Source organism: Ruegeria sp. BHSB172, from assembly GCF_059613165.1.
On sequence record NZ_JBXWRZ010000004.1, the window covers coordinates 1 to 13,834 of the forward strand.

Genomic DNA, 13,834 nt, shown 5'->3' on the forward strand with positions numbered 1-13,834 from the left:
GGTTGCGCAACTGGCGATAGTTAACATCCCGATGGGTCGCGGGTACGGCCTCAGCGCCCCGGCCCCGCCGTCGCCGCTCCCTGCCCCGCGCCGCCACGATCAGCCCCGCATCGCCTTGCCCTCGGGATCATAGGGCGACGGCGCGATCACTCGCGCGGGCCGCTCCACCCCGACCACGTGCACCGACAGTTCGGTTCCCGGCTGTGCCTTGTCGCGGTCCACCAGCGCCATCGCCAGCGACTTGCCGATATAGTGGCCATACCCGCCCGAGGTCACGAAACCCACGCGTTGGTCGCCCGCCCAGACCGGCTCGTACCCGCTGGCATCCGCATCCAGCGCGTCCACCTCGAGCGTCACCTGAACCTGCGCCGGGCCGTTGCCCTCACGCTCGGCCAGAGCTGCGTCCTTACCGACGAAATCCTTGTCCCAGTCGATCCAGCGGTCCATGCCGGTCATGCCGGGGGTGTAGGCCTGGGTGAACTCGGCCGACCAGATGCCAAAGCTTTTCTCAAGCCGCGTGGACAGCATCGCGTTGAAGCCGCATTCGCGGATGCCTTCGCTGGCTCCGGCCTCAAGCAGCGCGCGGCGCAGGGCGATGTGGTCGCCATAGCGGCAGTTGATCTCATAGCCCTTTTCGCCGGTGACCGACATGCGGGCCACGCGGGCGCGCACGAGGCCGATGTCGTAGTCACCGCAGCCCATGAATTTCAGGGTTGAGATATCCTGCTCGGCCAGTTTCTCGACCACCGCCTGCGATTTCGGGCCAACCACGGCAAAGCCGCAGACCTCCTCGCCCAGGTCGCGCACGGTGACCCCGTCGATCATGTGATCGTCGAACCAGCGCATGTGCCAGGCCCGCAGGTAATAGCTGCCCATGATCCACCAAGTGCCGTCGCCCCAGTTCAGAACCGTCAGGTCGCCCTTGAGCCGCCCGTTCTCGCCCAGCATCGGCGCCAGTTTCGCGCGGCCCGGTCCCGGCAGGTTCGAGGCCATCACCTTGTTAAGCCAGATTTCCGCATTCGGCCCCGAAACCTCGAACCGTGAAAACCCGGTGATGTCCATCAGGCCTACGCCTTCGCGGATGGTGCGGCATTCCTCGGCCACGATGTCGAAGGCATTCGAGCGTTTGAGCGTCGGCGTTTCCTCGAACCCCTTGGGCGCGAAATAAAGCGGCACCTCGAGATCCCAGCTGACCCCCCATTTGCAACCCGCCTCGGTCATTGCGTCATGGGCTGGCGACATCTTCAACGGGCGTCCGGCGGGCAGCTGCTCGTTCGGATAGGTCATCACGAAGCGTCGGGAATAGAATTGGCCGGTGGTTTCGCGGATGTAGCGCTTGTTCTGGGCAAAGTCGCCATAGCGCGCCACATCCATCGGCCAGGCGTCGGCCTCGGGCTCGCCATGGATCATCCATTCGGCCAGCGTCTTGCCGACGCCGCCGCCCTGCAGGAACCCGGCCATCACCGCGCAGGCAGTCCAATAGCCGCGCTTGCCCGGCACCGGACCGACCAGAGGGTTGCCGTCAGGCGAGAAGGTGAAAGCACCGTTCACCCATGTCTTGATGCCCACGTTCTGGATCGCCGGGTAGCGCTGGAAGCCCAGCGTCAGTTCGTTCTCGATGCGGTCCAGCTGCTCCTGGAACAGCTCCTCGCCATAGTTCCATGGCGCGCCGTCCATGGCCCAGTGCTCGTGATCGACCTCGTAGATGCCAACCAGAACGCCCTTCTGGTCCTGCCGCATGTAGGTGAAGCCCTCCAGATCCACGGTCATCGGCATCTCGAAATCGGCCGCCGCGACCTCGGGCACCGTGTCGGTGATCAGATAGTGGTGTTTCAGCGGAGATACCGGCAGCTCGACCCCGGCCATGCGCCCCACCTGCTTGGCCCACAGGCCGGCAGCGTTGACCACATGTTCGCAGGTGATCGTGCCCCGGTCGGTCACCACCTGCCAGCCATCGGCGGTCTGGATCAGTTCCTCAACCTTGGTTTCCTCATAGTATTCCGCCCCGCGCTTTTTGGCTGCGGTAGCATAAGCCTGCACGGTGCCCGTGGTATCAATATAGCCTTCGCGGTCGGCCCACATCGCGCCCAGAATGCCGTCGGTGGACATGATCGGGCAGCGTTTCTGCGCCTCTTCCGGGCTCAGCAATTCGCAATCGTCTATGCCGATGGACTGGAAGATGCGGTAATTCGCCTGCAACCACTCCCACCGTTCGGGGGTTCCGGCCAACGTCAGACCACCGGTCATGTGCAGACCGATATTCTGACCCGATTCCTTCTCGATCTCGCTCAGAAGGTCGATCGTGTAGGCCTGCAGCGCCGCCATGTTCGGATCGGCGTTCAGCGCGTGGATACCCCCCGCCGCATGCCATGACGACCCCGACGCCAGACGCCGTCGTTCCAGCATGACCACATCCGACCAACCGAACTTGGCTAGATGATACAGAACCGAGGCGCCGACGACGCCACCCCCGATCACCACAACGCGATACTGCGATTTCATCCCGACCTCCCCTGGACGATTCCAAAAGGACGCTAGGGGCACTGTTCACTTCTGTCTAGACATTTCTGTACAGTGCTGTCAGGCACTGGCGCTGGGCCGCGCCTGCACGCTGTCGAACCAGGCTCGGGTTGCCGTGTTGCCCTCGGGGATGCGCATCTTGATGACACGGGCGAAATCCACGAAAACGAAGGTCGAGATATCGGCCAGCGAGAACGCCTCGCCCGCGATGAAGGGGCTGTCTTGCAAGCGTTCTTCGAGCAGGTCGAAGAACGCCCCGACGCGCGCGATGCCGCGTTCGGCCAGTTCAGGGATCTGCGCGTGGTTCTGCGGGCCGGGAACGGCGCGGTCCTTGAAGGCCGGATGCGTGTTGCGCAGCGCGTCGGCGATGGGCGCCCCGCCCTGTTGTTCGACGATCGCGTTCCACATCAGCACCAGCCCTTTCTCGTCCGGCGTCCGCCCCATCAAAGGGGGCTCGGGGAAGCGCGCCTCGAGATAGGCGGCGATACCGAGGTTCTCGGTCAGAACGGCGCCCTCGTCGGTAACCAGCACCGGAATGGTGGCGCGGGGGTTCACCTTGCGAAACGCCTCGCTCAGTTGCTCGCCCTTGGCGATCGAGATGTCGCGGGTTTCGATCTGCAGCCCTTTTTCGGCGATGAACATGCGGGCGCGGCGCGGGTTCGGAGCGGTAGAGCAATCGTAAAACAGCATGGGCGGTCCTTTGCGTGAACGTCACGCGAAGGTTAGACCGCCCGCCGTGCCGGGATCGAGTCCCTGCGCAAAGTGACCCTGCGGAACGCCGCTCAGCGCCGGTAGATGAAGCAGCGACCCGGAACCGCGCCTTCGGGGAGGGGCTGTTCCGTCAGCGTTTCGAAATACATCCGGTCGCTCGAGACCATCAAACCGCCTTCGGCCAGTAGTGGTTCTATCAGCGGCGACACGAAGCGGGCGAAGGCATCGTTCTTTTCCCTGTTGTGGCCGCCCAGATCGGCGTGAATCAGGCTGGCGGTTGCGCCGAACCGATCCAGCGCGGCGGGCAGCGTATCGCGCACGTCGCCCAAGATCAGACGATCTTCGGACGGGGTTGAATCCGGGTGCGAGGCCACCGCGCGCTCGAACACATAGACCGGACGATCCTGGATGCGCTGGATCATGTGATGATAGGTCCGCCCGTTGCCCAGCCCCAGTTCGAACACCGGACCGGCCATGCCGGACGTCTGGGCGATGGCGGCATCCAGGCAGGCCCGCTGCGAAACCATGCGGTCGATGAACAGGTCCAAGCGGCTTTGTTGATGTGGCACGATCTGATCTCTCCGTGATACCTTTGCAGGCCCGTTGGCGCGGACCGGTCGGGCCTTGGATGACAAAAACTCAAGGCTTTGTGTAGGGACAATGCACCAAGGGACGCGAGTCCGCGACGTTTTCCCCCAAGAAGGTGTTTGACTAGTTGCCCCCGGGCGCGCGAAACTGCGTCCAAAAAACAGGGAGTTGATCAAAGCCATGCCCACCGGCGGCCAAACGGGCGGAACCTCCGCATGACGGCCTTGCTGTCTGTCCGAGACCTGAGCATTGGTTTCGGGGACGGAGACTCCGTCGTCAAAGATGTGAGCTTCGATGTCGAGGCCGGACAAACGCTGGCTTTGGTCGGAGAGTCCGGGTCGGGCAAGACCATATCATGCCGGGCGGTGCTGCGTATCCTGCCCCGCGCGGCGCAGATACGGAAGGGCACGATCACCTTCGGCACCGGGCAGGATCAGCTTGATCTTGCCACGCTCGGCGAGCGCAGGATGCGCGACATCCGGGGGAACCGGATCTCGATGATCTTTCAAGAGCCGATGCGGTCGCTGTCGCCGCTGCACAAGATCGGCAACCAGGTCAGCGAAGTCTTGTGGCTGCATCGCGGGGCCTCGGAATCCGAGGCCCGCAAGGAAGTGCTGAAACAGTTCGAACGTGTCGGCTTTCCCGATCCCGTGCGGGCCTATGACTCGTATCCTTTTGAAATGTCGGGCGGGATGCGACAGCGGGCGATGATTGCCATGGCCATGGTGGCCAAGCCCGACCTGCTGATCGCCGACGAGCCCACCACCGCGCTGGACGTGACGACGCAGGCGCAGGTTTTGGGGCTGATCAAGGACCTGCAGCAGGAAACCGGGATGGCGCTGATCCTTGTGACGCATGACCTGGGCGTGGTGGCCAACATGGCCGAACAGGTGGTCGTGATGCACAAGGGCCGCGTGATGGAGGCGGGTCCCGCCGCGCTGATTCTGAGCGAACCGGCGCATCCCTATACGCAGCAATTGTTCGAGGCCGCGCCGGAAATCCCCGACGAGGACGCCGTAGGTATCCCCATGCCGGACGAGGATCTGATCCTCGAGATGAAGGGCGTTTCCAAGACCTACACAATGCGGTCGGGCCGCGGGTGGAAGGCCGACAAGCTGATCCACGCCTGTCGTGGCATCGACCTGAAGCTGGCAAGGGGCAAAACGCTGGCCGTGGTCGGCGAAAGCGGGTCGGGCAAGACCACGGCCGCGCGCATCGCGTTGGGCGCAGAACTGCCCGATCCCGGCGGCGAGGTTCTGTTTCGCGCCACGCCGCAGGACGATCCGATCCTGGTGCACCAGATGACGCGCGCCGAACGTACCGTGTTCCAGCGCAAGGCGCAGATGGTGTTTCAGGACCCTTACAGCTCGCTCAGCCCGCGGATGCGCATTCAAGACGCGATGACCGAACCGCTCGAGATTCACGGGATCGGCACCTCGGCGGAGCAACGCGAAAAGGCGGCCGAGATGCTCAAGCGCGTCGGGCTGAACGCCGACATGTTGAAACGCTATCCGCATGCCTTTTCCGGTGGCCAGCGCCAGCGACTGTCGATTGCCCGCGCGATGATGTTGGACCCCACGCTGATCATCTGCGACGAACCGACCTCGGCGCTGGATGTTTCGGTGCAGGAACAGATCCTGACACTACTTGAGGAACTGCAGGACAGCCTGAACCTGTCCTATTTCTTCATCTCGCACGACCTAGCAGTGGTGGCCCGAATCGCGGACGAGGTCGCCGTGATGCGGCAGGGGCTGGTGGTCGAACAGGCCCCGCCCGAGACGCTGTTCTACAATCCCCGCCACCCCTACACAAAGGCGCTGATCGCGGCCCAGCCCGAGCCCGACATCAACCGCCCTATCGACCTGAAGCTCGTCGCCCTAGGCGCCGGATCACCGGACAGTTGGGATGACGCCTTTCGTTTCTCGGACACCGTGATACCTTCACTGGTAGAGATGGAGCCCGGCCATAAGGTACGTTGCCATGTTTAAGACCCCTCGATTACTGACGCTGGCCACCGTTCTGGCCTCTGCCTTCGGGCTTGCCGCACAGGCGGACACCCCGCCCGATCTGCAGGAAAGCACATTCTGGAAAACCGAGGTCGATGCCGGGAACCTGCCACCGATACAGGACCGTATCCCGCAAGAGCCGCTGATCGTGGATCTGGAGGCCAAGGGCCGCGCCTTTGGCAAACAGGGGGGCACCCTGCGGACCATGGTCACCCGGTCCAAGGACATCCGCCAGATGGTCGTCTATGGCTATGCGCGGCTGGTGGGCTATGATGCCGATTACAACCTGGTTCCCGACCTGTTGGCCAGCTACGAGAACGAGGATAACCGCAAGTTCACGCTGCATCTGCGCAAAGGCCACAAATGGTCCAACGGCGAGCCCTTCACGTCGGAAGATTTCCGGTACTGGTGGGAGGACGTCGCCAACAACGAATTGCTCAGCCCCTCGGGCCCACCCGATTTCCTGCGGATCGAGGGCAAGTTTCCCGAGGTCTCGTTTCCCGATGAAACGACCGTGATCTATGAATGGGAAGATCCCAACCCGAACTTCCTTCAGTCGCTGGCGCAGGCGCGCCCGCCCTTCATCTATCGGCCGGCCGAATTCCTAAAACGCTATCACGAGAAATACGCCGACAAGGAAGAGCTTGCATTCCAGGTTGACGATGCCCGCGTCAAAAGCTGGGCCGCGCTGCACAACAAGCTGGACAACCTCTACAAGTACGACAACCACGAACTGCCGACTCTTCAGCCTTGGTTGAATGCCAGCTCGGGCAAGAAGATCCGGCACAATTTCGTACGCAATCCCTACTATCACCGCATCGACGCCAAGGGCGTGCAACTGCCCTATATCGACGTGGTCGAGATGGAGATCGTCGCGCCCGGCCTGGTCGCCGCCAAGGCCAATGCCGGCGAGACCGATCTGCAGGGCCGCGGGCTTGACTTCCGCGATGCCTCGATCCTGAAAAAGGGCGAGGCGCAGGGCAACTACAAGACCTTGCTGTGGAAGACCGGTGTCGCCTCGCAAATCGCGATCTATCCCAATCTGAACTATGAAGACGCGGTCTGGCGCGATGTGCTGCGCGATGTACGCGTCCGCCGGGCGCTGTCGCTGGCGATCGACCGGCAGACCATCAATCAGGCCCTGTATTTCAAACTGGCGCATCCGGCGGCCATGTCGGTCCTGCCGGCCTCGCCCTTCTACAGTGAGGAGAACGCGCAGGCCTGGGCGCAGTTCGATGTCGACCAGGCCAATGCCCTGCTGGACGAAGCCGGCTTGGACAAGCGGGACAGGAACGGCATCCGTCTGCTGCCCGACGGCCGCTCGATGGAGTTGGTGATCGAAACCGCCGGCGAAAGGCAAGAAGTCGAGAACGCGCTGCAGATCGTCACCGACACTTGGCGCGAGATTGGCGTCAAGCTGGTGATGCGCCCGCTGGACCGGGACATTCTGCGCAACCGGGTGTTTGCCGGAAACACGATGGCCTCGGTCTGGTACGGATGGGACAACGGGATCCCGCAGGTCTATACTTCGCCGCTGTATGTGGCGCCCACCGACCAGGTGTTTCTGTCCTGGCCGAAATGGGGTCAGCACTATCAAACCGGCGGCGGTTCCGGCGAGCCGCCCGATCTGCCCGAGGCGCAGCGCCTTCTGGAACTGGCCCATGACTGGCAGGTCGCCACCGACGACGACCAGCGCCGCGCGGCTTGGGAAGCCATGCTCAAAATCCACGCCGAACAGGTCTATGCCATCGGCATCCTGAACGGAGCGCCGCAACCGATCGTGTTATCCAACCGCCTGCGCAACGTGCCGGAACAAGCCATGTGGGCATGGGAACCCGGCGCACATTTCGGAGTGCACCGGCCCGACGAATTCTTCTTGGCGGACTGACGAGGGCTGACCGATGATCATGCTCCGCTATGCGGTGTATCGCTTTTTCACGATGCTGCTGACGCTTCTGGTGGTGTCGGTGATGATCTTCGTGATCATCAACCTGCCGCCCGGCGACTATCTCAGCAACCAGATCGCGGAATTGCAGGCCTCGGGGCAGTCGGCGGGCGTGGCCAAGGCCGAGTTCCTGCGCAAGGAATATGCGCTGGACCGGCCGATGTGGCAACAATACCTGATTTGGATGGGGTTTATCCCCGGCCCCCACGGGTTCGAGGGGCTGCTGCAAGGCAACTATGGCTGGTCTTTCGAATTCGACCGCCCCGTGGCCGAGATCGTGGGCGATACGCTGTGGCTGACGGTCGTGGTCAACCTGGCGGCCATCCTGTTCGTCTATGCCGTGGCCCTGCCGTTGGGCGTGATGGCGGCGGCCAAATCCCGGACCTGGGTCGATTACACGACCGCTTTCGTGGGCTATCTGGGGCTGGCCACACCCAACTTTCTGCTGGCGCTGATCCTGTTCTACTACGGCCACCGCTATTTCAACCTGCCCATCGGCGGGTTGATGGACCCGATCTACGAAGGCCAGCCGATGAGCTGGGACAAGATGAAGTCGATCCTGGTGCACCTGATCGTACCCACCTTCGTGATCGGCACCTCGGGCGCCTCGGCGATGATGCAGCGCCTGCGTGCCAACATGCTGGACGAACTGGGCAAGCCCTATGTCGAAACCGCCATCGCCAAGGGGATGGCGCCGTCGCGGATGCTGACGAAATACCCGCTGCGCGTGGCATTCAACCCCTTCGTGGCCGATATCGGCAACCTGCTGCCCTCGATGGTGTCGGGCTCGGTTCTGGTGTCGGTGGTGCTGGGTTTGCAGACCATCGGCCCCACTCTGCTGACGGCGCTTAAAACACAGGATCAGTTCCTGTCGGCCTTCATCCTGATGTTCGTGGCCCTGCTGACCCTGATCGGCACCATGATTTCCGACATCCTGCTGGTCATGCTTGACCCGCGCATCCGCTACGAGGGGCGTGAGGCATGAGTAGACTTCCCGATGGCCGCTATGTCGATGACGCCCCGTTCGACCCGCAGGCCGCCCTGCAGGAGCTGGAGCGCAAGGACCTAGACGCTCCCAACTGGGTGCTGGTCTGGCGCAAGTTCAAGACACACAGGCTGGGCCTAATCTCGGGCATCTTCCTGCTGTTGTGCTACCTGATGCTGCCCTTTGCCGGCTTCATTGCGCCCTACGGGCCGAATGACCGCAACGGAGAGCACCTGTACGCCCCGCCTCAATCGGTGAACTGGTTTCACGACGGAGAGTTCATCGGGCCCTTCGTCTATCCGACCGTGGCCGAGGCCGATCTTGAGACCTTCCAGTGGAAATTCGTGACCGACACGGACGACCCGCGCAAGATCCGGTTCTTCTGCGAGGGTTCGGAATACAAACTGGCTGGGTTGATCCCTTCCAACACGCACCTGTTCTGCCCGCCCGAGGGCACGACCCTGTTCCTGTGGGGGTCCGACCGGCTGGGCCGCGACGTGTTCAGCCGCATCCTCTACGGCGCGCAGCTGTCGCTGACGGTGGGCCTGATCGGCATTTCGGTCTCGTTCTTCCTGGGTATCCTGTTCGGATCGCTGGCCGGCTATTTCGGCGGGCGGATCGACTGGGTCATCAACCGCGTGATCGAGATCCTGCGGTCGCTGCCCGAACTGCCCCTGTGGCTGGCGCTGTCGGCGGCAGTGCCGTCGAACTGGTCACCGGTGGCTGTGTTCTTCATCATCTCGATCATCCTCGGCATCCTCGACTGGCCCGGCCTGGCCCGTTCCGTGCGCGCCAAATTCCTGTCGCTGCGCGAAGAGGAATATGTCCGCGCTGCCGAGATGATGGGCGCCAGTTCCGGCCGGGTGATCCGCAAGCATCTGCTGCCCAACTTCATGTCGCATCTGATTGCCTCGGCCACGCTGTCGATACCGGCCATGATCCTGGGGGAAACGGCGCTCAGCTTCCTGGGCCTCGGCCTGCGGGCACCGGCGGTCAGCTGGGGCGTGATGCTGAACGACGCGCAGAACCTCGCCTCGATCGAGATCTACCCTTGGACCGCCATCCCGATGCTGCCGATCATCGTGGTGGTGTTGGCTTTCAATTTCCTGGGTGACGGGCTGCGCGACAGTCTGGACCCCTATCAGCAATGAGCCTGCTGGCGGCGCTTCCGCCGGCCGGGGCCTATCGGGTCAGCGGGTCCGGTGCGCTGCCAAGCGCCTTTGCCGTCTCGGACCTGGCCACCGCCAGTTTCGCCGCCGTCGGGTTCGAACTTGCCCGGTTCATGCAGGCGGCCAACCTTGCCGCAGCGACGCCGGCCGTGTCGGTCGATCGTCGTCTGGCGTCCCTCTGGTTCGGGTATTCCTTAAAGCCCGACGGGTGGGAAATGCCGAACCTCTGGGATCCGATCGCCGGCGACTATCAGGCTGCCGACGGCTGGATCCGGTTGCACACCAACCTGCCCCACCATCGGGCGGCCGCGCTCAGGGTGCTGGACACCCTGGCCGACCGCACTGCGGTGACGCAGGCCATCCGCAACTGGTCGATCTCGGATCTGGAGACCCGGATCGTGGCCGAAGGCGGCGTTGCGGCAGCCATGCGCAGCCGCACCGAGTGGCTCGACCACCCGCAAGGCCGCGCCGTCGCCCGCGACCCCTTGATCGGCTGGCACGGTCCGCGCCGGATCACGCTGCGCGACCGGCCCCGGGCAACCGCCGCCCGCCCCTTGTCGGGGCTGCGGGTGCTGGACCTGACCCGCGTTCTGGCCGGGCCAGTCTCGACCCGGACACTGGCGGGTTTCGGGGCGCAGGTGTTGCGAATCGACCCTCCGGACTGGGACGAGCCCGGGGTGATCCCCGACATTTCACTGGGCAAGCGCTGTGCCTATCTGGATTTGAAATCGCCGGCAGGAATGGACCGACTGCAGGAGCTGTTGGCCCAAGCCGATGTGTTCGTGCACGGCTATCGCCCAGGGGCGCTGGACGCACTGGGCCTCGACAAGGCCAAACGCGACGAGATTGCACCCAACCGCATCGAGGTCACGCTGGACGCCTATGGCTGGCAGGGGCCTTGGGCGGCTCGGCGCGGATTCGACAGCTTGGTACAGATGAGCGCAGGCATCGCCGATGCCGGCCGTCTGTGGGCCAAGGCCGAAAAGCCGACCCCGCTGCCGGTTCAGGCTTTGGACCACGCGACCGGCTACCTGATGGCCGCCGCCGTCCTCTCGGCCCTGACCGAGGCCACCTTGGGCCGTTCCGTCATGGATGCCCGGCTGTCGCTGGCCCGCACGGCCGAGCTTCTGGCCAGCCTCGCCAAGACCGAGACCACCGAAGACATCACCAAGCCGACCCCTGCGGACTATGCCCACGACACCGAGCAATCGGGGTGGGGGCCGGGTCATCGTCTGAAGCCCGCACTGAACGTCGGGCCGGCCGGCATGCACTGGCCCCTGCACGCGTCCCGGCTGGGCACCTCCTCCCCCGTGTGGGAGCCGTCCTGACCCCACGCGCCACCGCCGCTCGGTCAGCGGTCATCGCCGCCCGGCCCGATATCGTCCAGATAGTCTTCGTCGATCGCGGCCTGAACCGCACCGGTCACCGCCTCGCGCTGCTGCGGCGTCAGGTCGCCGGCCTCCTTGCCGTCGGCCAGTCGCACAGTCACTTCACGGTGGGCGAACTGGATGCCTTCGCGCGCAAACAGTTCCCTGATCTCCTGATAGACCCGCTTGCGCACCAGCCATTGATCGCCCGGCTTGGTCATGAACTTGACCCGGATGATCATCGCGGAATCCTGCATCTCGATCACGCCCTGCGATTTGAGAGGCTGGATGAAATTGTCGCCGATCACCGGATCGCTCAGCAATTCCTGCCCCAGCTTCTTGATCAGCTTGCGCACCTTTTCGACATCGGTGTCATAGGTCACCCGCAGAGGAAGCTTCATGATGACCCAGTCGCGGGAATAGTTGGTCAGCACCTTGATCTCGCCGAAGGGTATGGTGTTCAGCGCCCCCAGATGGTGGCGCAGCTGCATCGACCGGACCGAGATCTTTTCGACCGTCCCCTTCACGTCGCCGATATCGACATATTCGCCCTTGCGGAACGCATCGTCCAACAGAAAGAACGCGCCCGAAAAGATATCCCGCACCAGCGTCTGCGCCCCAAAGCCCACCGCCAGGCCGACGACACCGGCGCCGGCAAACAGCGGGCTGACATTGATGCCAACCTCCATCAGGGCGATCAACCCGATCGAGACCACCACGATGGCCAGAATGGCGCCGCGGAACAGCGGAAGCAGTGTTGCCAACCGGCTCTGGCTGGCTTCGCCGCCCTCGTCGCCCAATTCGGCCTGACCGCCACCATCCTCGACTTCTTCGGCGATTTTCATATCGATCCAGATCCGGAAGAAATGGAACAGGATATACCCGATGAACAGGATCACCATCACGTCCAGCGCGCGCCCGACGGGCAGATCCTCGCTCCAACTGGCTTCGGGATTCCAGATGACCACCAGCGCATAGATGCCGACCACGAAGGCCAGAATGCCGGCCACCCGCCGGGCCAGATCCTCGTAGGTGACCATCGTGTGGCGCCGCTGCTCGGCCTCGGGCGTTTCCGAAGTCTCGCGCGCCTCGTAATCCGTGTCTGCCTCGGCGTTTATCGCCTCGATCTGGCGATTGCGGTCGAAATACCGTTCCAGAACATAGTTCATGGCTCCGTAGGCGATGACCACGGACATGAAGATCAGATAGCTGCTGGCCACGATCGGAATCGAATCCTCGGTTTCGAGAACCAGATCCACCGCCAACTTGAACCAACTGAACACCAGGTAGACGATCAGCACCGGCGCCCATCCGAAGGATACGAAGCGCAGCAGCCACGACACCTGATCCGGCCTGCGCCCGCCCCGGATTGCGTTCGAGATCGCCCGCGCGTTGAACAGGATCATCAGGATGTTTCCGACCAGCCCGATCAGGGTCAGGCTGCCATATACCATGGCATAAACGTTGTAGTTGAGGCCAAAATCCGCCACCCAGGTCGAAAACAGAACCGCGGTGATGTCGTAAGTCGCCAGCGCTGAGGCCCAGATGTAAAGCCGCTTGGCGTCCCGGTCCGAAAACGGCGGCAGGCGATATTGACTGAGATAGGGTGACAGCACCATGCGCCACAGGTCCGAAACCGTACGCGACAGGAAAAAGGCCGTGAAGATGGCGGTCACCGTGAACTGGATCGAGACGTCCTCAGACTGGCCGAAGAACAGATAGCCCACCAACAGCGCCATCAGCATGGCAAAGACGGTGGCCCCGATTCCCATCAGGAACCGGAACACGAGGAATGGCATCTTTTCTCGATACCCTTGCGGGTTTTCCTTGATCCGGGCGACGACCCACCGTCGGGCAAAACGCTTGCCGTACAGCTCGATCGACAGCCACCGACCCAGCAGCAGGAACAGGATGTTCCAGCCCAGAACCTCGAGATAGGTCATGATCCGACCATCGGGGCTGGTCTGTTCCAGAATGTATCGCACCTCGAAGATCGAATAGGGCAACGCCTCGAACCGCGAACGGACGGCCTCGCTGAATTTGGCAACGCGCTCCTGCGCCTTCATCAACTGCGAGCTTTCCGACATCGGATCATGCGGCGCATCCTCAGCCCGAGCGGTGGACCCGGCACCCGAGGGCACCACCTTTCCGGCACTGTCAATCACGATGACGCTGGCCCCTGCCTCGGTTGCCGCGCGTATGGCGGCGGCAATATCCGAGTCGCTGCTCGTCGCGACCTGGTCGTCCGACCCCGTCGGATACCCCGGAATCAGCGAGGTCTGGGCCGGCGCCTGCACCGCACCTGCGACCATCATCGCCCAACACAGGCACATCACGCGGACAAGAATTGTCAGATTCATAAGGCTTGGCACCCAATTTCATATCGGCTGTCCGCCAGCCTACAGGCGCGCGCGGCCCTGTTCAAACCGTCCGGCCGGGATTTCCCGACAACGTGTAGTGGCGTGTTTTTTTCCAACATTCCTGACGGCCGGCATATTTTCAAATGCCTGATTTCCGAGTAACACATCCGAGACCGGCCATCC

The 13,834-nt window shown here is 63.2% G+C and carries 9 protein-coding genes; 5 read left to right on the forward strand and 4 right to left on the reverse strand.

Annotation, left to right across the window (positions count from 1 at the left end):
* Nucleotides 1–99: 99 nt before the first annotated feature.
* From AC2FM3_RS03035 to AC2FM3_RS03045, 3 genes are all read right to left on the reverse strand, one after another.
* On the reverse strand, nucleotides 100–2,502 hold the full coding sequence (locus AC2FM3_RS03035; protein ID WP_496678955.1) for a GcvT family protein: 2,403 nt from the start codon (nucleotides 2,500–2,502) through the stop codon (nucleotides 100–102).
* A gap of 78 nt (nucleotides 2,503–2,580) precedes the next feature.
* Complete coding sequence (locus AC2FM3_RS03040; RefSeq protein ID WP_496678957.1) at nucleotides 2,581–3,210, reverse strand: glutathione S-transferase family protein; 630 nt, start codon at nucleotides 3,208–3,210, stop codon at nucleotides 2,581–2,583.
* 92 nt (nucleotides 3,211–3,302) lie between these two features.
* A complete protein-coding gene (locus AC2FM3_RS03045) occupies nucleotides 3,303–3,800 on the reverse strand; it encodes a class I SAM-dependent methyltransferase (RefSeq protein ID WP_496678958.1) in 498 nt (165 codons plus the stop codon).
* A gap of 234 nt (nucleotides 3,801–4,034) precedes the next feature.
* Here AC2FM3_RS03045 and AC2FM3_RS03050 point away from each other — a divergent pair, with 234 nt between their 5' ends.
* From AC2FM3_RS03050 to AC2FM3_RS03070, 5 genes are read left to right on the forward strand one after another with little or no spacing between them, the layout of a single operon-like run.
* Complete coding sequence (locus AC2FM3_RS03050; protein WP_496678959.1) at nucleotides 4,035–5,807, forward strand: ABC transporter ATP-binding protein; 1,773 nt, start codon at nucleotides 4,035–4,037, stop codon at nucleotides 5,805–5,807.
* Entirely contained in the window at nucleotides 5,800–7,713 is a 1,914-nt protein-coding gene (locus AC2FM3_RS03055; RefSeq protein WP_496678961.1) for an ABC transporter substrate-binding protein, read from the forward strand. The genes AC2FM3_RS03050 and AC2FM3_RS03055 overlap by 8 nt, the downstream gene beginning before the upstream one ends.
* A 13-nt stretch (nucleotides 7,714–7,726) precedes the next feature.
* Nucleotides 7,727–8,755, forward strand: a complete 1,029-nt coding sequence (locus tag AC2FM3_RS03060) for an ABC transporter permease (protein ID WP_496678962.1) — start codon at nucleotides 7,727–7,729, stop codon at nucleotides 8,753–8,755.
* Nucleotides 8,752–9,906: an ABC transporter permease gene (locus AC2FM3_RS03065; protein WP_496678964.1), complete on the forward strand. Its 1,155-nt coding sequence runs from the start codon at nucleotides 8,752–8,754 to the stop codon at nucleotides 9,904–9,906. The genes AC2FM3_RS03060 and AC2FM3_RS03065 overlap by 4 nt, the downstream gene beginning before the upstream one ends.
* Nucleotides 9,903–11,252: a CoA transferase gene (locus AC2FM3_RS03070; protein ID WP_496678965.1), complete on the forward strand. Its 1,350-nt coding sequence runs from the start codon at nucleotides 9,903–9,905 to the stop codon at nucleotides 11,250–11,252. The genes AC2FM3_RS03065 and AC2FM3_RS03070 overlap by 4 nt, the downstream gene beginning before the upstream one ends.
* Before the next feature lie 23 nt (nucleotides 11,253–11,275).
* On the opposite strand, the gene AC2FM3_RS03075 is transcribed toward AC2FM3_RS03070, so the two are convergent.
* Nucleotides 11,276–13,651 carry a mechanosensitive ion channel domain-containing protein gene (locus AC2FM3_RS03075; protein ID WP_496678967.1) on the reverse strand — a complete coding sequence of 792 codons (2,376 nt, stop codon included), beginning with the start codon at nucleotides 13,649–13,651 and terminating at the stop codon, nucleotides 11,276–11,278.
* Nucleotides 13,652–13,834: the final 183 nt, after the last annotated feature.